General features: G+C 51.4%; 13 protein-coding genes. 12 read left to right on the forward strand and 1 reads right to left on the reverse strand.

Going from position 1 to position 19,623, the window contains the following annotated elements:
* The first annotated feature begins 113 nt into the window (after positions 1–113).
* From GN112_RS26440 to GN112_RS26470, 7 genes are all read left to right on the forward strand, one after another.
* Entirely contained in the window at positions 114–2,171 is a 2,058-nt protein-coding gene (locus GN112_RS26440; protein WP_155312903.1) for a hydantoinase/oxoprolinase family protein, read from the forward strand.
* Positions 2,172–2,196: 25 nt separating this feature from the next.
* Entirely contained in the window at positions 2,197–3,966 is a 1,770-nt protein-coding gene (locus GN112_RS26445) for a hydantoinase B/oxoprolinase family protein (RefSeq protein WP_155312904.1), read from the forward strand.
* Positions 3,967–4,054: 88 nt separating this feature from the next.
* Positions 4,055–5,098, forward strand: coding sequence for a TRAP transporter substrate-binding protein (locus tag GN112_RS26450; RefSeq protein WP_155312905.1), 1,044 nt, complete (start codon positions 4,055–4,057; stop codon positions 5,096–5,098).
* Positions 5,099–5,172: 74 nt separating this feature from the next.
* Entirely contained in the window at positions 5,173–5,706 is a 534-nt protein-coding gene (locus tag GN112_RS26455; protein ID WP_162459132.1) for a TRAP transporter small permease, read from the forward strand.
* 42 nt (positions 5,707–5,748) lie between these two features.
* The gene (locus tag GN112_RS26460; protein ID WP_155312907.1) at positions 5,749–7,035 is read left to right on the forward strand and encodes a TRAP transporter large permease; all 1,287 of its coding nucleotides are present in this window, start codon (positions 5,749–5,751) and stop codon (positions 7,033–7,035) included.
* Between the two features lie 400 nt (positions 7,036–7,435).
* A complete protein-coding gene (locus GN112_RS26465) occupies positions 7,436–8,818 on the forward strand; it encodes an FAD-dependent oxidoreductase (protein WP_155312908.1) in 1,383 nt (460 codons plus the stop codon).
* Between the two features lie 54 nt (positions 8,819–8,872).
* Positions 8,873–9,856 (forward strand): hydroxyacid dehydrogenase, encoded by a 984-nt coding sequence (locus GN112_RS26470; protein WP_155312909.1) that lies wholly within the window; start codon positions 8,873–8,875, stop codon positions 9,854–9,856.
* 325 nt (positions 9,857–10,181) lie between these two features.
* Here GN112_RS26470 and gabT read toward each other — a convergent pair whose 3' ends face one another.
* Positions 10,182–11,426 (reverse strand): 4-aminobutyrate--2-oxoglutarate transaminase, encoded by a 1,245-nt coding sequence (gene gabT, locus GN112_RS26475; RefSeq protein ID WP_155312910.1) that lies wholly within the window; start codon positions 11,424–11,426, stop codon positions 10,182–10,184.
* A gap of 386 nt (positions 11,427–11,812) precedes the next feature.
* On the opposite strand from gabT, the gene GN112_RS26480 reads away from it, so the two are divergent.
* The 5 genes from GN112_RS26480 (at position 11,813) to GN112_RS26500 (ending at position 19,456) form a co-directional block, all read left to right on the forward strand.
* Positions 11,813–13,510: a sigma-54 interaction domain-containing protein gene (locus tag GN112_RS26480; RefSeq protein ID WP_197743413.1), complete on the forward strand. Its 1,698-nt coding sequence runs from the start codon at positions 11,813–11,815 to the stop codon at positions 13,508–13,510.
* 258 nt (positions 13,511–13,768) lie between these two features.
* Positions 13,769–15,118 carry an NADP-specific glutamate dehydrogenase gene (gene gdhA / locus GN112_RS26485; protein ID WP_155312911.1) on the forward strand — a complete coding sequence of 450 codons (1,350 nt, stop codon included), beginning with the start codon at positions 13,769–13,771 and terminating at the stop codon, positions 15,116–15,118.
* 144 nt (positions 15,119–15,262) lie between these two features.
* Entirely contained in the window at positions 15,263–17,032 is a 1,770-nt protein-coding gene (locus GN112_RS26490; protein WP_231713953.1) for an aldehyde ferredoxin oxidoreductase family protein, read from the forward strand.
* A gap of 297 nt (positions 17,033–17,329) precedes the next feature.
* Entirely contained in the window at positions 17,330–17,932 is a 603-nt protein-coding gene (locus GN112_RS26495; RefSeq protein WP_155312912.1) for a TetR/AcrR family transcriptional regulator, read from the forward strand.
* Positions 17,933–18,097: 165 nt separating this feature from the next.
* Positions 18,098–19,456, forward strand: coding sequence for an aminotransferase class III-fold pyridoxal phosphate-dependent enzyme (locus GN112_RS26500; RefSeq protein WP_155312913.1), 1,359 nt, complete (start codon positions 18,098–18,100; stop codon positions 19,454–19,456).
* Positions 19,457–19,623: the final 167 nt, after the last annotated feature.

Consider the following 19,623-nt stretch of genomic DNA (forward strand, 5'->3'; position numbering starts at 1 on the left):
TACCTGTATAGCAACATATCTAATTAAGCCATGTAAAATGGAGGGGCAAAAACAAATGGTGGCAGCTAACCACTGCTAATAACAAGGTTATTAACAGATGATGAGGACGTGTTATGACGGATGTATCAGGAAAGCATATCTCAAAAATTGGCGTTGATTTGGGAGGTACGTTTACGGATTTATTTTCATATGATGCTGAAAATAAAACCCGATTGTGTGCAAAAGTTCCCTCTACGCCGGATGACTTCACAAGAGGGGTTTTAGGCGCAATTGAAGATTCGGGTGTCAATATAAATAAAATCGATTATTTCATTCATGGGACAACGATTGCTACCAATGCGGCAATAGAAAAAACCTATGGAGTAACGCCTTTTATAACCACGAAAGGATTTAGGGATTTCATTTTAATTGGCAAATACCATAGAGAATCTCTTTTCGATCCTTACCAAAAAAAGCCTGAACCCCTCGTTAAAAGGCGACACATCTTTGAGATAACCGGGAGGTTGGACAGTAGCGGTAATGTCGTCGAGCCTCTTGATGCGCGGGAAATTGAATCTCTTGCCCAAAAAATAAGGGAAATGGGTGTTAGCAGTGTGGCTGTCGGTTTGCTTAATTCTTATGCAAATCCCAGTCACGAAGAAGAAGTCAAGGCCATTCTTGAAAAAAACATTCCGAATTTGTTCGTTTCATTGTCATCGACTATCCCGAAGTTTCGTGCTTTGGGACGATTCTCTACCGCTATCATGCGAGCTTGTCTTCAGCCTGTGGTTAAAAAATATTTAGATAAACTGCATGAGCGTTTGAATGAAAAAGGTTTTCGCGGTCGTCTCATGATGGTTACCAACAACGGCGGAATGATCGACGCCAAACTGGCAATCGAAAGGCCGGAACTATTGCTAACGTCTGGTCCTGCCTCAGGTGTTAGCGCGGCCATGTTCATCTCGGAAAGTGTGGGTAACGATGATTTGATTACCATGGACATGGGCGGGACTAGCTGCGACGTATCAATCATTGAGAAAGGGCAACCGCTCATCACCTCGGAATATGAGCTGTGTTTCGATCAGCCGGTAAATGTTCCTATGCTGGACATTCGAACCATAGGCGCAGGTGGTGGTAGTATTGCCTGGATCGACGAGGGGGGATCACTTCGGGTTGGGCCACGAAGCGCCAGCAGTTTTCCAGGACCGGCATGCTATGGAAGGGGAGGAAAACTGCCTACGGTAACCGATGCAAACATAGTCCTTGGTCGGATCAACGATAGTCGGATATTCGGCAAGAAGATCCATCTTGATGTCGAAGCGAGTAAGAAGGCGCTAGAAAGTTTATCACCCAAAACGGGCCTTGACCTGATCGAGATTGCGTCCGGTATCTTAACTATCGTAAATGAAAGTATGGCGGCGGCACTGAAGCTGGTTTCCCTTGACCGGGGGCGTGACCCCAGGGAATTTTGCCTGGTAGCCTTTGGAGGCGCAGGAGCCTTGCATGCTCCGTTTTTAGCGCAAACAATGGGTGTTAAAAAGGTTGTTATCCCAGGAGATTCCGGTATTTTTTCAGCCTTTGGCGCTGTTATCATGGATTTTAAACACGATTATGAAGAGACTTTCTATTCTCCCCTTAACGAAATCGATCTGAATATATTAAACAAAAGATATTATGAGCTCGATCAAAAATCACTTGATAGCATGGAGCTGCAAGGGATTGATAAAGAGAGAATTAAAATTTACCGCAGTTCACAAATGAGATTTGTGGGACAGACATACGAAGTAGAGACATCTATTCCCAATGGAACAATCGAATCGCATGAACTGGAGACCATAACCAACAATTTTTACAACGAACATGAAAAAGAGTACGGTTTGGCTGATAGAAATTTGCCTGTTGCTTTTGTCAATTTACGATCGACCGTCATCGGTGAAGTGGACAGGCCGAATATCGAAATGTTGCACGCCAACAGAAAAATGACCGAAGAGGTACGGTTGGGAAGCCGAAGCGTCTATTTTGACGGGTCGGGCTTTATTGAAACTGAAGTATTTGACAGGAGGATGTTGCCGGTTGAAACAAGAGTTAACGGGCCTGCTGTTATAGAGGATGAGGCGTCTACTACTATTGTTGCGCCCGGGATGACGGCACAAATTGACGGATGCAAGAATATAATTATCAATTTAAACTGATGACGCAAAGATAGATGAGGACAAAATGAAAGAAAAATCTCCAGTCGATCCTATAACCTTTGAGGTTATTCGAAATCAGCTAGTGGCGATCTGCAACCAAATGGGTACAATTTTGCGGAAAACGTCCTATTCGCCGATTTTGTACGATATGATTGACTTTTCAAATTCATTGCATTTCAAAAATGGTGATTTGATCAGCCAAGCGGACAATTGCCCAACTCATATTGGGGCGATGCACATCAGTACAAGAGAAGCAGTTAATGTTATCGGGATAGATAATATAGCTGAAGGTGATATTATTATTTCGAATGACCCATACCAGGGGGGGACCCACATACCGGACATCATTTTTACAACGCCGATTTACTACAATGGATCGATTGTCGGATTCGCTTCGAGCCGTGGCCACTGGATTGACCTTGGCGGGGCTGCGGCGGGAATCTCTTCCAGCAGTCGGCATCTTGTTGAAGATGGACTTGTTATCGTGCCAACTAAAATATATTCCAAGGGCGAACCGATTTCTTCAGTGATTAACTTCCTACGTGCAAACACACGTATGCCTCAGTGTGTTGATGGAGATATCAACGCTTTTCGAGCTACTCTTGCCGCTGGTGTGCTCGGCGTAAAGGGCATATTCGATCGCTATGGTGAAGATGTTTTTTACCAGACTGTTCAAAAATTATTTGACTACACCGAGACCCGGACACGAAACGCAATCAGGAGAATACCCAATGGTCAATACAGGGCCAGTGATGAAGTGGATTGCGATGGAATTTCGCCTGACTCAGTTCATATAGAAGTAAGTTTGACCATTAATGACGATGAAATTTTAATAGATTTCGAAGGGACCGGCCCTGTTAATAAAGGTTCTGTCAATTCGCCCATAGCTAATACATATTCGGCAGCTTATTACGCACTCAAATTTTTCCTGGATCCCGATGCTCCGCAAAACTCTGGGTATTACCGGCCAATTAAAATAAAGCTTCCCGAAGGAATTTGGATCAATGCAGCTTGGCCAGCTTCTACCCGGGCTTGCACTACTGCAGCCGGTGAGAAAATTGCGGATGTGATATGGAAGGCTCTCGCCAAGGCCATACCAGAGCGTGTGAATGCTGCAAACTATGGAGTAAGTTCGGAATTCTTCGGAGGGTCTTATCCAAAAACTGGTGGATACTTTGTTTTTGGCGATTTGGCTCCAGGAGGATGGGGGGCAACTCCTGAATGTGATGGTATGAACGTAACATATAATAGAGATGGAAATTGCATGGATTTGGCGCCCGAGACCGCTGAGCTCTTCTATCCGGTCTTTTGTGAGAGAAGAGAATTTATACCTGACTCTGGCGGAGCTGGTAAATATCGAGGGGGATTAGGTATGAGACAGACTTGGAAAATCGTCGGATCAAAAGATGTAACCGTCTCCCAGATGATGACCGGAACCAAGACTGGTGCAAGTGGAATCAATATGGGCAAACCTGGAAGACCAGGGAAGTCCATACTCAACTATGGTGAAAAAAACGAAAGCGTGCTAGGGGGGCTAACCCCGGAAGGTGATTGGAAGATGAGCCTTTTTGGGAATTCACCCTTAAATGATGGCGACTCGTACACCTCGGAATCTCCGGGAGGAGGGGGGTGGGGTAATCCTCTTGATAGAGATGCGCAATCAGTGCTTGAAGACATACTTGACGGAATCGTGACTCCTGATAAGGCTAAAAATGAATATGGAGTAGTCCTAACAGAAGCAGGCGATGAAATAGATTACAAAAGAACAACTGCGCTTAGGGAATCCATGAAATAAAATTTGTAATAGGTTGAGGGCTCGTTTTGCACTTAGGTGTTTATTTACCAGATTAGAGGATATTCTATTATTAAAAAGGAGGAAGCAAATGAAAACCGGTCTAAAATTGGTCCTGCTGACGGTCATTTTAACGGTAGCCTTGGGCGCGATAGCTTATGCCAAGGAAGAATTTTTCATCAAGATAGCACACACACACGGGCCGGGAACAGATCCTGAACACTATGCCCATACACCACTACAGTGTTTCGTTAAGGATATTGAACAAGCCACCAACGGCCGTATCAAGGCTAAGATCTATTGGAACCATGCCTTGGGTAAACCCGAGAAGGTCATGAACCTTCTTCGTAGCGGTATGGTTGAAATGCAAGCCTTTGCCGATGGACAGGCCGCACCCTACTATAAAGATATACAAGCGATTGGCATTCCCTATCTCTTCCCGAACCGGGAGGTCTGCTATGAAGTCCTGGATGGGCCGGTTATTGAGAAATTTAATGAAAAAATGGGCAGGGAATGTGGAATCAGGCCCATAGCCTGGGGCGAAAACGGGGGATACCGCCATTTCTCGTCGAATAAGCTGATGAAGACCGCCGCTGATCTGAAGGGCTTGAAAATGCGGACGATGACCCATCCGGTTCACATGGAAATGGTACGCCTGCTTGGCATGTCGCCTACACCGATTTCTTATGCCGATCTTTATACAGCCCTGCAAACCGGCGTTGTTGACGGTCAGGAAAACTCAATTAGTACCGTTAAAATGGCCAAGCTGGACGAGGTCCAGAAGTACATCATCCTGGACGGTCACATGTATGCGCCGTGGGTTTGGTTCTATAGCCAGAAATTCCTCGATAAACTGCCCGACGACCTGCGACAGATACTATTCAGAGAAGTGCGTAAGGCAGTGGCGCTTAACCGGGAAATATCGCAGAGAAACGAAAAAAAAGATCTTGAATATCTTGAAAAAAAGGGTGTTACGATCATCGAGCCGACACCAGAAGCCAAGGCGGAAATCAAAAAGCTTACGCAAGGGCCGATTGTTGCGATGCTTAAGAAAAATTATGACCCGCAACTCGTCGACGATCTGCTGGAAGCTGTAAAAGAGGCCGAGGCAAAGCAGGCCGCGGGGAAACTTTAAAAAAGTAACCGTTATAAAGGAGCGCAGAATTTAAAGTACTCTGCGCTCTTTAGACTATGTTAGGGGAGATAGCAATGCGCAAAACATTACTTGCAGTATGCCGAGTGATTACGATCATACAAGTTTTGCTTATGACGTTGATGTTGGTTGTCATGAACGCTCTTGTATTAACACGATATTTATTTGACTATTCAGCGCCTTGGACTGAAGAGGTGACATGCTATTCGATGGTATGGATGGTCATGCTTGGGGCTGGCGTGTTGACGCTGTTCAACGATCATATTGGTTGGTATATGCTTGTTGAAAGCTTGTCGCCACCAGTTCGTTACTGGCAACGTTTGTTCGCACAGACGTTGGCCTTCAGTGTGGGAGTAATAGTGACTTGGACCGGGTTCAATTTTGCCTTAAGCATGAGAAGTGTCGAGGCTCCAGCATTACAAATCAACCAAATGGGGCCAGCCCTTGCAGTCCCTATCGGTGCAGTATTAATTACGCTATTTTCCGGTTTGAGGATCGCATTGTTAATCGCAGAAAAGGTTGGAGGCAAAAAAATCGAGTTGGTGAGTCAGGCCGAATTCATGGATTCTTCGTTTAAGCCGGCAAAATGATATAAATAATCCTAATCTTCACCGGAAGGAGGAAATAATTTAATGTCAATCGAATGGGTTCTACTTGTTTTTTTCGCTTTACTCCTGGCCGGTGTGCCAATGGCTTTTACAATGATCGCTGTTTCTTCACTTTATTTCGCTCTTTCGCCGGTTCCTGGTTTCATTTTTTTAATTCCAGAAAAAATTTTCGAAGCCTTAGACTACATCGTTATGACTGCGATTCCGTTCTTTCTTCTTGCGGGCGACTTGATGAACCGCTCGGGAATGGCTGAACAATTGATGAGCTTTTCCAATCTTGTCATTGGGGGGGTGCGTTCAGGCTTGGCACAGGTGAATGTTATGGCAAGCCTCTTGTTCTCAGGTCTTACTGGCGTTGCAGTCGGAGACATTGCGGCGCTCGGGAAGGTCGAAGTGACAATGATGGAAAAAAGCGGTTATCCGCGTGCCTTTGCGGCTGCTGTTACCATTGCGTCATCTCTTATTGGCCCGATTATCCCTCCAAGCGGTATTATAATTCTTTATGCTGCGGTCATGGATGTATCCATAGGTGGCATGTTCTTGGCTGCTTTGTTTCCCGGGTTGTTGATGGCACTCGCCGATATGCTGATAATCGCTCTGCAAGCCAAGCCACGAAATTTTCCGAAATCCGATGTGGCACGCGCCCTTCCGGATTTGGCGAGAGGTTTGAAGGTTGCGTTTCTGGCTATTATGATGCCATTTATTCTGATTGGCGGCATTGTCAGTGGCCTCATGACGCCAACGGAAGCGGCGGCCGTCTCAGTCTTATATGCCTTATTCGTAGGCGGGGTGCTCTATCGTGCCCTAACCTTAAGAAAGATCATTAGAATTTTTGCAAACTCCACCTATGAGTCCGCTCGTCTTTTATTCTTACTCGCCGGAGCTATGACGATGAGTTGGATTTTTGCACTTGAGAATTTATCAGAGATGGCACAAGCATTTTTTGCCGGGCTCAATGCATCGCCAATTGTGATTATATTTCTAATAAACATGATGTTTATCGTCTTTGGCACGATCATGGAACCGTGTATAGCACTCATCCTGTTCGCACCCATAGTTGGGCCAGTAGCCTACTCCATCGGCGTGACACCATATCAGTTGGGAATCATGCTTATTATGAATGTGACAGTGGGTTTGGCGACGCCGCCTGTGGGGGCTGTTTTGTTTGCAATGGCCAGCATAGTGAACGTGAAAATTACCTCATTGATACGAGAAATGCTTCCCTTTCTTGCGATTAAGTTTGTTCTCCTGCTTATTATAGGTCTCGTCCCACCACTAACAACGTTTATTCCTCGGTTGTTTGGTTTGTGAGCAAAGACCTGATGGGTATGCCCAACTCAAGAGTGGCTAATCACTTTAACGTTCATGGTGCTGAGCAAAACAAAATTATTTTGACAGATGAAAAGAGATCGTTTCAGATAAAGACATTATCTTAGAAAAGTACTCCTCGAAGGTCGCGACCAACGCGGATCAATCCGGAAGATCGAGGTAACGTCTTATTATACTAAGAAGAATCGGTTCAACCGCTGATACCCAATGTGATGCAGGTAGTCAAAGCTATCTTGAAAATGCCTATCACCTCCGGAGAAAGAATTTATACCCGTTTGTGATGTTCAGGCGGTTAACGGAAGGTATCAGGTTCATGATCTTCCAAGAACAGTGAAGCAGCCCTATAGATCATAAGCAGTTTAAAAATGAAAAAGAGATTCGTATGGAAAAAACAGATGTAATGATTGTAGGTGGCTCTGTCGCCGGTCTAATGGCTGGCGTGACCGTCAAACAACGGTACCATCAGAAAAAAAAAGTAACCATTACGCGTCAGGTTAGCAAAACGCCGGTGCCTTGCGGTATTCCATATATTTACGGAACATTGGGGGCGGTCGAACAAAACCTTGTGTCAGACGAAGGCTTCATCAATCAAGGCATAGACATGCGAACGGAAGCCGTGACATCAATTGACAGGGAGAACAAAACCGTCGCGCTGGCTGACGGCACCCGTATTGCCTACGACAAGCTGATTCTGGCAACCGGCTCCCAGCCGGCAATGCCGCCGATCCCCGGGATTCAAACCGGCAACGTCTTCAGCATTAAAAAAGACCCCGAGTATCTCCAAACGATCCAGAACGTTCTTGAATCCTCACGGCATGTGGTCGTTATTGGCGGCGGTTTCATCGGCGTGGAAATGGCCGAGCAAATCGCCAAGATGAACCTGGCCAAATGCAATTTGGGGGCAGTCACGGTCAGCTTGGTCGAAATGCTGCCCCACTGCTTGATGCTGGCGTGCGAACAGGAGTTTTGCAGCGATGCCGAAAGCGAGCTGCGCCGCCTTGGGGTAAATATAATGACCCATACCCAGGTCAAGGCCATCCAAGGTGATGGCAAGGTTACCGGCGTTCAACTGGCGTCGGGGGAGACGATTCCGGCGGATGCCGTTGTTGTCGGAATAGGCGTTACGCCCAATATCGATCTGGCCCGGCAGATCGGGCTGGAAACCGATCCGCGCAAGGGCATCAACGTGGATTCCTATCTGCGCACCAACGATCCAGATATCTTTGCTGCTGGCGATTGTGCCGCCAAGTTCTCTTTTTTCGACGGTCAGCCCACGGGCATTCGGCTGGCTTCGGTGGCATGCAGCGAAGGCATGATCGCTGCCAGCAACCTGTACCGTCCCCTTCGCCAAAGCATGGGAACCGTTGGGGCTTTTGGGACCATGGTGGGAGATATCGCCATCGGGGCTGCGGGCCTGACCACAAACGCTGCCACCGCCGCCAACATTGCCTATGTGGTCGGGGAGGCGGCTTTCCCCAACCGCCATCCGGGCTGCCTGCCAGGTTGCATCACAGACATGAAGGCCAAGCTTCTGTTCAACGGAGACACAGGCAAAATCATTGGCGGCCACGTGCGTGGCGGTCAGTCCACTGCCGATATGGTTAACATCCTTGCCACCGCCATTCAAAGTGGGCTCACGGCCGAAGATCTGGCCACCATGCAGTATGCCACGCATCCGCTTATGACAGCCTCCCCCATGCGGTATCACGTCATGTGGGCCGCCGAAAATGCGACGATCAAGCTAAATGCAAACCGGTCTTCATGATCAGACGGATTCGTATATGAGACATATCAAGATTTAAACAAGCGAAATCCAGGCATGCGCAAAACCATTCTTTTAATTGAGCCAACAATCATTCCCGAGGGGGTCATCCGATCTCTAATGGATCGACATCGGGTTATGGTGGCGCCCGATGGGAAGACGGAAACCCTGATCCAATGGATCCGCAAACATCAGGCCAACGCCGTTATTCCAAATCTTGAGCTGATCGAAGGCCGGGTTATCGAGGCCTGTCCGAGCCTGGAGGTGATTGGCCAGCCGGGTGTGGGAACCGACAATATTGATGTGGTGGCGTGTACCGAACACGGCATCCCGGTTGTTCACGCTCCCGCAGGCAATGCGGTTTCCGTAGCCGAGCATACAATGATGTTTATTTTGGCCTTGAGTCGAGATTTGACGGCATGGGATTCCAGGGTTAGGCAGAACATCTGGCAGCTAAAGAATTCATTTCTCCCGTTCGAAATCCGGAATAAGGTCCTGTTCATCATCGGGATGGGCAGAAGCGGACGCGAAGTTGCCAGGCTGGCCCTGGCTTTTGGGATGCGCGTCATGGGGTATCGCAGGCATCCATCCCCGGAAGTGGAGAATTTTGGGGCCCAAATAACAGACAGCTTGTCTGACGGGTTATCTAATGCGGATTTTGTGTCTTTGCATGTTCCCTTGAATGCTCAAACTCACCACATGATTTCCGTCGATGAACTCGCTTGCATGAAAAAAAGTGCCTTTATGATCAATGTGAGTAGGGGCCAAGTTGTTGACCCGGACGCCCTCTATCACGCTTTACACAGCCATGTCATTGCCGGTGCGGCCTTGGATGTGATGGATCAGGAGCCACCTGCGGCAAATCATCCGCTATTTGGCCTCGATAATCTCGTTCTCACACCGCACATTGCCGGTAATACCCACGAGGCTACAAAAAGATGTGTAATGACGGTCGTAGAAGAAGTTGACAAGGTGTTGTGCGCCAAACCGCCACGATACATCGTCAACCCTGAAGCCTTGAACCGCAAAACATTGCAATAACGCCAGTCATGACATGCCTACGATGGGACTGATTCTGTTATTTCTTCTGAGAGCCTGTTTGATAAATCCGTCTAAGGCCCGCTAACGGCGTTGGAAAGTGTCTCAAAATGCTCACATATTACGTATATGCTCCGCTTTCGAGCCACTTTCCGCCTTGTTATCGGGCCTGATCCAGACTTCTCAAACAGGCTCTGAGCCGTTTGTCTACCCTTCACTCGGTACCGAGTATCACGAAGGGGCCTGATCGATCGGAACTCCGGTATGTTTAAAAAACCCATTATTTAACCAGGACTTTCAAACATACCGGATACATTTCTCTCTTTAATCAGTAAGTAACCTCGGCCAGCCCACCTTCCATGATATCCAATCCCCGTTGCAATTGTTTATCCTCGATCACCAGCGGCATCAATACGCGGATGACGTTCCCATGGATGCCGCAAACCAGGGTGATCAGGCCGTTGTCGTAACAGTATTTGGACAGCTGTTTGGCTTGCTCGGCGGCGGGACTGCCGTCGGCGTTGAACAGGGCGATACCGCGCATGGCCCCCAATCCCCTGACTTCGCTGACAATATCGAATTTTTCCTTCCAGACCCCAAAGGTTGCGGTGAGCTTTTCACCAATCTTGACAGACTTCTCCAGAAGGTTTTCTTCCTCAAAAATGTCCAGGACGGCAAGGGCTGCCGCACAGGATACCGGGTTGGCGCCGTATGTTCCGCCAACACCGCCCGCGTGAACCGAATCCATGATTTCCTTCTTGCCCACAACAGCGCTCAGGGGCATTCCGGCGGCAATGCTCTTGGCCACGGTCATCAAGTCGGGTTCAATTCCCCAGTGTTCCATGGCAAACATTTTACCGGTTCTGCCCATGCCGGACTGGATTTCATCGGCAACAAAGAGGATGCCGTGTTCCTTGCAAAAGGCGGCCACCTGGGGAAAAAAATCATCCGGGGGGGCAATGAAGCCCCCTTCCCCCTGAACCGGTTCAGCCACCACGGCTGCCGTGTTTTCAACGTCAATACCGGTAATGAAGAAATTCTTGAACGCTTCAAAATCTCCAAAGGGCGCGTGGTAGATCTCAGGGGCAAAGGGACCGAATCCCGATTTGTAGGGCTTTACCTTGGAGGTCATGGTCATGGTCAGGCAGGTTCGACCGTGGTAGGCATTTTCAAATGCGACGATACCTGGCCGTTTTGTATGATATCTGGCGATTTTAACCGCATTTTCAACAGCTTCAGCACCGGAGTTGACAAACAGGGCCTTTTTTTCAAAGCTTCCCGGGGTGAGTTTGCACAGCCGATCGGCCAGGCGCACGGCCACGTCATAAGGATGGACCATGAAACAGGTGTGAGTGAACTTTTCTGCCTGGGTTTTAATGGCGTCAACCACCTTGGGATGACTGTGCCCAACGTTCATCACCGCAATACCGCCGGCAAAGTCGATGTACTCCTTGCCTTCCACATCCTTGACAATGGCGCCTTTGGCAGACTCAACATAGCAGGTGGTGCTGCTTGTATGACCGTTGGGAATGACTTTGGAACGAAGGTCATGAAGTTCTTGATTGGTTGTCATGTTTTCTCCTTGCTCACTCATTAAAAGGCGGGAAACCCGCAGTTCATGTGCTTCTCTTCAGCAATTCTGAGTTGATGGTTTGGATGGTTGCACAATAATTGTTATGCCAACCATCAAACATCATGCCAACTCGACAACCAGCGATTTCGCCCCCCAGCACCCGTCAGGCAATTGGTGATCTGATTGAATTTACATCGCTTATCTTAACCACCCCCCAGTGCCGCAATAATCCCGAAAGCGCTTGGGGTTCTGTCGGAAATGCAGTCTTGCATTCTATATGCAAATATGCATAAACTAAAAGCATGATGCCGACCCAACCAATCCCTGTTTCCATGAATGCGACTGCCGCGAACCGCGACGATTGGCCGGGGTGTGTCCGGCCGATCATGAAGACCGCACCGCACTGCGTCATCCTGATCGACGCCGGCGGAAAAATCGTTGAATCCAACGCCGTCCCGGGCTCCAACGCCTTTCAGGTCGGCGTTGTCCTGCCCGATGCACACCCCGATTTGTGGTTGCATGTCAAGCAGCAGCTATCCGGAGAACCGCAGCCCAACGCAGCGACCATTTATTCAAATGGCAAGACGTTTCGCGTGTGGGTGACACCACTTTTCCGGTCCGGCCATGAACCCCTTGCTGTATGCGTGATCGAAAACCACACCGAACTGGACCAGATGGCCCTCAAAATGCGCGCCTTCAAGGATCTCAGCGAGGAGCTGGATGCCATCATCGACTCGAGCGACGACGGTCTGTGGGTATGCGACGCCTATGGTACGGTTTTGCGCATCAATGCCGCCTCGGAGCGAATGAACATGGTGCGGGCCGCGGATATTATCGGCCGGTCCATGGAAGATCTGGTCGAGGAAGGGCTGATCGACCGTTCCGTGACCATCGAGGTGATCCGCAAACGTTGCCGGCAGAACATCATCCAAAGAACCCGATCCGGGCGCAAGCTGATTCTGACGGGAACCCCTGTTTTCAACGGTGCCGGCGAAATCATCCGGGTCGTGGTCAGCGAGCGCGACATCACCGAAATCGACTCCCTGTCCCGGAAACTCGACGAACAAATGGCCATCAAAGACAAGATGCACCACCAGATTCGTGAAATGCAGTTGTCCCGGACAACCGACAGCCCGCTTGTGGCCCGCAGCCCCTCAATGGTCAAGGCCGTGAAACAGGCGCTCAAACTCAGCCAGGTGCGGACCACGGTGTTGATTCTGGGGGAATCGGGAACCGGCAAGGGCCTTATCGCCAACCTGATCCACCAGCATTCCGATCGTGCCGACAAGCCCATGATCGAGATCAACTGTGGCGCCATTCCGGAGAACCTGGTGGAAACCGAGTTGTTCGGCTACCAGAAGGGCGCGTTTACCGGTGCGGACCAAAAGGGAAAGCCCGGCTACCTCGAGCTGGCCCACCAGGGGACTCTGTTTCTGGACGAAATTGCCGAACTGCCGCTATCATCCCAGGTGAAACTGCTCCGCTTTCTGGAAAGCGCCCGGGTCACCCGGGTGGGCGGCACCTCCAGCCGCCAACTTGATGTGCGCATTTTATGCGCCACTCACCAGGACCTGGACAAAATGATGGCCGAGGGTCGATTTCGCGAAGACCTCTACTACCGGTTGCATGTGATTCCCATTCACATCCCCCCCTTGCGGGAGCGCAAGGCGTGTATTCCGCCACTCATCCAGCATTATTTCAACCACTTCACAAAGCAATTGGGGATCGAGGAAAAAACGCGGATCAGCCGGGAGGCCATGGATGTTTTGCTGGCGTACCCGTTTCCGGGAAATGTTCGGGAACTGGTCAATCTTTGCGAACGGATGGTGGTCATGGCCGATGAAAACGAAATCCGTATCGATGACCTTCCCGATTCCGTGCTGGACACCGCCGAACAGTGCAAAGCCGACCAGATGGTTGGGTTTCAGAAAAACCGCAGCCTTGCCCAGATGTTGGCCGAGGCGGAGCAGCGCATTCTGGAGCAGGCCAAAAGAAGGTACGGCAGCCAGATCCGCATGGCCAGGGCCCTGGGTGTCAACCAATCCACCATCGCCCGCAAGATGAAAAAATACGTTCAATCCTGATCCTTTTCCGGAATCCCCATATCAAGATGCTTTGTGGGGCAGGTTTTGCTAAGGGAATATGCATTCTTGCATATCTTTCCCGGCTATAGGGTTATGGACCTTCGCCGGCTTAACCTTGCAAACAGCGGTCGCTGACATGCCGACCGTCGATGGCATATTAATTGCTAGAATCCTGGCGAAGGCCAAGGAGTACACCGGGTGTTCCAGGCATTTCTAACATTTTTCATCCAAAAAAAGCGGGAAAAGGAGCCGTACCAAATGAACAACATCCTCGATTACGTTCAGCAAAGGGATCCGGGCGAGAATGAATTTCACCAGGCGGTAACGGAGGTGATGGCCTCGATCCAGCCGGTGATGGACCGAAATCCCGAATACCGGGCGGCCAAGATCCTGGAGCGCATGGTGGAGCCCGAGCGGGTGATTCTTTTCCGCGTGCCCTGGGTGGACGACATGGGCGAAGTTCAGGTCAACCGGGGATTTCGCATCGAGATGAACAGCGCCATCGGGCCGTACAAGGGCGGTCTTCGCTTTCACCCCTCGGTTAACCTGGGCATCCTGAAATTCCTGGCCTTCGAGCAGGTGTTCAAGAACGCTCTGACTACCTTGCCCATGGGCGGCGGCAAAGGCGGCAGCGACTTCGATCCCAAAGGCAAGAGCGACATGGAAGTGATGCGTTTTTGCCAGAGTTTCATGGCCGAGCTGTTCCGCCACATCGGACCGGACACGGACGTGCCGGCCGGTGACATCGGCGTGGGTGCCCGCGAGATCGGCTATCTTTTCGGCATGTACAAGCGATTGCGCAATGAATTTTCCGGTGTGCTCACCGGCAAAGGCCTGAACTGGGGCGGCAGCCTGATCCGTCCCGAGGCCACGGGGTACGGCTCGGTGTACTTCGCTGCCGAGATGCTGGCCACCAGGGGTGAGACCCTCGAAGGCAAGACCTGCCTGGTATCCGGCTCGGGCAACGTGGCCCAATACACCCTCGAGAAGCTGCTCGACCTTGGGGCCAGGCCGGTGACCTGCTCCGATTCTTCGGGCTACATCTATGACGAGACAGGCATTGACCGGAAGAAGCTGGCGTTTTTGATGAACCTTAAAAATGTGCGCCGGGGTCGGGTGAAGGAATATGCCGAGCACTATTCGGATGCCGTCTACACGGCGGTGGACCCGGATCAGGACCACAATCCGCTATGGGCCCACAAGGCCAACTGCGCCTTCCCCTCGGCCACCCAGCACGAAATCAACGCCAAGGATGCCCAGAATCTGGTGAATAGCGGTATCCTGTCGGTGTGTGAGGGCGCCAACATGCCCACCACACCCGAGGGGATCGATATCCTCATCGCCAACGCCATCCTCTATGGCCCGGGCAAGGCAGCCAACGCCGGTGGCGTATCCGTATCGGGCTTGGAGATGACCCAGAACTCCATGCGGCTGTCCTGGACCCGCGAGGAGGTGGACAACCGCCTGCAGATGATCATGAAAAGCATCCACCAGACTTGCCTGTCGGCCGCCGGGCAGTACGGCACCCCGGGCAACTACATGAACGGAGCCAACATCGCCAGCTTCATCAAGGTGGTGGATGCCATGCTGGATCAGGGGGTGGTGTAATTTTTTGTCAATGAAAAAACTCCGGCCTGCCATGGATGAGGTCGGCGCCAATACAGGCATTGCGTTCGTGCAGGATGGGGACGTCTGACAGAATTCAGCGTTTTTGCAATCCGGTGCGAGAACGAAAACATACGAGGGACCAAAATGATTAAGGGATTTTTTCATAAATTGCTGGTGGTCGACTTGAGCCGCAAGACTTTCAGCGAGGAGGCAATCGAAGACGAACTGTTGCACCGGACCATGGGGGGTAAGGGACTTGCCACCCACCTCCTGCTTGAACGCAATCCGCCTGGTGTTGATCCCCTGTCACCGGAAAGCAACCTTATCTTGGCCCTGGGGGCGGCCAGCGACAGCCCGGTATACGGATCCTGCCGCCATGGCATCTTTGCCAAGTCTCCCCAAACCGGACTCTTCGGCGAATCTTACTCCGGTGGACGCCTTGCCATTCCCATGAGCCGTTGCGGATTTGACGCCATGGTCATCCACGGCAGCTCCGCAACGCCGGTATGGCTTGAAATCAGCGATGGTGGGGTGGTTTTTAACGACGCCACCGACCTGTGGGGCCAGGACACATTTGCCACCGAGAAAGCCATCAAAGAACGCGTTGATGCCAAGCGCCCGGGAATCATGGTGATCGGTCCCGCCGGTGAAAACCGGGTACGCTTTGCCGTAGTTAAAAACGATGGCTGGCGGGTGGCCGGACGCACCGGAATGGGCGCGGTTTTCGGTGCCAAAAATCTCAAAGGCATAGCCTTTTATGGCAGCCAAAAGCGGCCCTTTGCCGATCCCGAAGGCTTGAAAGCCTATGCCCGCGAAACGCTCAAAACGTTCAAAGACCACCCGGCCACGCAAAATTACCGCAGCAAGGGCACGCCCTCTATGGTTGAAGTGATGAACAAGGCCGGCGCTTTTCCCAACCGCTATTGGTCCCGGGGCGTCATGCCGGGGTGGGAGAAGATTTCGGCTGAGGCGATCAAGGCCAGTTGCCAGCCCAAACCGCATGCCTGTCAGACCTGCTTCATGGCCTGCGGCAAACGGGTCGAGCTGCAAGGCGGCCGCCATGCGGGACTGGTCCTGGAAGGCCCCGAATATGAAACGATATATGCCTTCGGTGGGTTGTGTTTGATCGACTCCATCGAAGAGATCATCTATCTTAACGATCTATGCGACCGTCTGGGAGTGGATACCATTTCCACGGGCAACTTGGTGGCCCTGGCCATTGAAGCGGCACGACGGGGGCGGATCGACATGGCCATCGATTACGGCCAACCGGAGCAGGCGGCGAAACTGGTCCGTGATATCGCCGCCCGGCAGGGAACGGGCAAACTGTTGGCCGAGGGCATCAAGCGTGCCAGCCGGCATCTGGATCTGGATGATATCGCTGTTCACGTCAAAGGCCTGGAACCCGCTGGCTATGAGCCCCGGAAATTGAAAGGCATGGGCCTGGCATACGCGGTCAGCGATCGGGGCGCCTGTCATCTGCGCAGCACATTCTACAAGGCTGAACTGTCCAAAATGATCGAGCCCGATGAAATGAACGGCAAAGCGGAAATGTTTATCGACTTTGAAAATCGCTGCACGCTCTTCGACAGTCTGATTCTTTGCCGGTTCTACCGGGATTTCTACGATTGGAACGTCCTGGCGCGGATTTATTCGCTGACCACCGGTCTCTCCTTCACCAAGGCCGATCTAAAGGAACTGGCCGAAAGCATCACTGCGGACGCCCGTCGCTTCAACCTGCGCGAAGGCCTGACGCCTGATGACGACCGTTTGTCGCAGCGCCTGATGACCGAAGCCATTGAAGACGGCAACCGGCTTACCGATGACGACCTGCAATGGATGATAAGGGATTACTTTCAGCTCAAAGGCTGGGGACCCGACGGCATACCGCCAGCATCCGAACAAACGGCGTGAAGGGCAGCTTCAGGGGCGGACCACACCCTGTGCCCCTGTTGAGTCCTCCCCGGTCCGGATTTGAAAAACACCGGTCCGGCCATGATGCGAAATCCCTCGCCGATGATCCTCATCCGCTCCCGCGGTGGCCGGACACCATTTCCGAACCGGTGTCCGGTGATTGCCGTCTGACAAATTTTTAATTGAACATCCAGTTAAATGTTGACAGGCGTCACTGAATTTTATTTATAAAACAAATTAAACTCGCACTTTTCACCCCATTCCGCCTCTGGCGATCCTGAAGGCACCGAAGCGGTCATGAGGAAGAATAAAAACGCAGCTTTGAGAAAACCGGACATCCTGGAGAGCTATTATCAGGTGTTGATCGAGGAGGGTCTCGAAGGGGCTTCCATCGGCAAGATCGCCAGTCGGGTCGGCATTCATCCCAGCCTGATCATCCATTATTTCAAGAACAAAGAGAATATGAAGCTTGAGTTGGTGGATCTGCTGATCGAGAAATACGAATCGCCGGCGATGCTTGACTTTGACCATATCGAGGATGACGACGCCCATTTCACCGCGTTGATGGATGTGATCTTCTCGCTCAAATGGAGCCGCACGGTGGAGCCCAGTGTTCATTTCGGTTTCTATTATCTCAGCTTGAGAAATGAAGAGATAATGGACCGTTTCAAGGTCATGTTCAAATGGCTTCGTGACTACCTGAGCCGAAAACTGGATTATTTCAACAGCCAGGGCGTTGTCCGGGTGGAGGATGCCAACCGGGCCGCCGAATACATCGTGACCCTGATGGAGGGACTGGAGTTCCACAGCCAGTTTCTGGCCGATGGGGAACCCTTCGAGGCTTTTTCCCAGGCGGCCAAGAAATCCCTGATCCGGGCCTTGAAAAATGGAGATTTCTAAAAATTTATTTCTGTTGCCGCCGGATCAGGCGGTTGCCGGGTTGACCGTCGACAACCTGATATAAACGAGCGTCGGCGGACGCTTTAGTAGGGATCGCAATAAAATTAAACGAATGTTCAATTAATAATAACCGTCGATTCATTGACCCCAACAAAAGGAGGCATAATGCGCAGTTACCAGGACGCACTTGCATATTCGGCAAAGTGGCTGGAGATCATTCATCAGGATTCTGAATCCATTGACGAGTCCACGGCCAAATGGATTTCACAGGAAACCAAACACAATTTCGTCAATCATTTCAACGCCGGGTGGGTCAACTACCGCAAATCGATGACCGAAGCCGGGGATTACGGCGCGGTCGAATGGCGTGGTAAAGGGGCCCGTTTCTTTGATCCTTTCGGAAACGAATACCTTGATTTCCTTGGCGGTTATGGCGCCCTCGACCTGGGTTGGTCCCATCCCGAGGTGGTCGAAGCGGTCCGCGCCCAGGCGCTCAAATCCGGTATTCCGAGTCAGGAGCTCATGGACCCGCTCCGCGGGGTGCTGGCCAAACTGATGACCGACATCACACCAGGCGACATCGACCACGCCTTCTTCGTTGCCAGCGGTACCGAGGCGGTCGAAGGGGCGCTCAAAATCGCCCGCCTGCATACAGGCAAACACAGTTTTATTTCCACCGTGAAAGCATTTCACGGAAAAACGTCCGGTTCCCTGAGCGTTATGGGCAAGAAGGCGTTTCGCGCTCCCCTGCAGCCCTATGGAGCTCAGATTTTTTTCGTGCCCTTCGGGGACGCCGATGCCCTGGAGCGCCAGCTCGAGATCTGTGAGACGGTGGGCATTGACATCGCCGGTTTCGTGGCCGAACCGATTCAGGGCGAAGCCGGTGCCATCGTTCCGCCGGATGGGTACTGGCCGCGGGTCCGCGAAATCTGTGACAAATTCGGCATTCTGATGATCTGTGACGAGGTGCAGACCGGTCTTGGCCGAACCGGGGCCCTGTGGGGCGTGGATCACTGGAACGTGAAACCGGATATCATGATGGCCGCCAAATCCCTGGGTGGGGGGGTGATGCCCGTCGGCTGCTTCATGGGCAGCGGCGAGATATGGAAGGCTTTCGAGGAACCCAATCCATTCATGCACACTACCACCACAGGCGGCAATCCCATGGCCTGCGCCGCGGCTATCGCAACCATCCAGGTCGTCCTGCGCGACAAGCTGCCCCAACGGGCCGCCGAACTGGGCGATTATTTCATCGGACAACTCAACCAACTGACCGAGGAGTTTCCGGGGATCTACGAAAAAATCACCGGCAAGGGCCTTCTGATTGGCCAGCATTTCATCGACAACGAGGTCGGTTACAAGGTCGCGGCCGGGCTGTTCCGGCGCAAGGTGCTGGTTGCCGGAACCCTGGTCAATGCCAAGGCGATCCGTTTCGAGCCGCCCCTGATCATCACCCAGGCGGAAATCGACGAGGTGCTCAACCGCCTGCGGGATACATTGAAATCGGTTTCGGCCGGATTATAGGAGGCGGAGTGATGGAAGGGGCCTATGAGGTTGGCAACTTGTCATGGATTGACAACGCTCCATTTGCACAACCCGATGGTGTGTGATATTTTATGCCTCTCACTGATTTGGGGTTGGCCCCAACCCCGCTTTTCGGGCAACCGGCTTATGCCTTAAACAAGGCCGTT

The organism is Desulfosarcina ovata subsp. ovata (assembly GCF_009689005.1).
Taxonomy (GTDB): domain Bacteria; phylum Desulfobacterota; class Desulfobacteria; order Desulfobacterales; family Desulfosarcinaceae; genus Desulfosarcina; species Desulfosarcina ovata.

Bases quoted from the DNA above. Each gene is read 5' to 3' on its own strand.
- GN112_RS26440 (WP_155312903.1), top strand. From the start codon at position 114: ATGACGGATGTATCAGGAAAGCATATCTCAAAAATTGGCGTTGATTTG.
- GN112_RS26445 (WP_155312904.1), top strand. From the start codon at position 2,197: ATGAAAGAAAAATCTCCAGTCGATCCTATAACCTTTGAGGTTATTCGA.
- GN112_RS26450 (WP_155312905.1), top strand. From the start codon at position 4,055: ATGAAAACCGGTCTAAAATTGGTCCTGCTGACGGTCATTTTAACGGTA.
- GN112_RS26455 (WP_162459132.1), top strand. From the start codon at position 5,173: ATGCGCAAAACATTACTTGCAGTATGCCGAGTGATTACGATCATACAA.
- GN112_RS26460 (WP_155312907.1), top strand. From the start codon at position 5,749: ATGTCAATCGAATGGGTTCTACTTGTTTTTTTCGCTTTACTCCTGGCC.
- GN112_RS26465 (WP_155312908.1), top strand. From the start codon at position 7,436: ATGGAAAAAACAGATGTAATGATTGTAGGTGGCTCTGTCGCCGGTCTA.
- GN112_RS26470 (WP_155312909.1), top strand. From the start codon at position 8,873: ATGCGCAAAACCATTCTTTTAATTGAGCCAACAATCATTCCCGAGGGG.
- gabT (WP_155312910.1), bottom strand. From the start codon at position 11,426: ATGACAACCAATCAAGAACTTCATGACCTTCGTTCCAAAGTCATTCCC.
- GN112_RS26480 (WP_197743413.1), top strand. From the start codon at position 11,813: ATGAAGACCGCACCGCACTGCGTCATCCTGATCGACGCCGGCGGAAAA.
- gdhA (WP_155312911.1), top strand. From the start codon at position 13,769: ATGAACAACATCCTCGATTACGTTCAGCAAAGGGATCCGGGCGAGAAT.
- GN112_RS26490 (WP_231713953.1), top strand. From the start codon at position 15,263: ATGATTAAGGGATTTTTTCATAAATTGCTGGTGGTCGACTTGAGCCGC.
- GN112_RS26495 (WP_155312912.1), top strand. From the start codon at position 17,330: ATGAGGAAGAATAAAAACGCAGCTTTGAGAAAACCGGACATCCTGGAG.
- GN112_RS26500 (WP_155312913.1), top strand. From the start codon at position 18,098: ATGCGCAGTTACCAGGACGCACTTGCATATTCGGCAAAGTGGCTGGAG.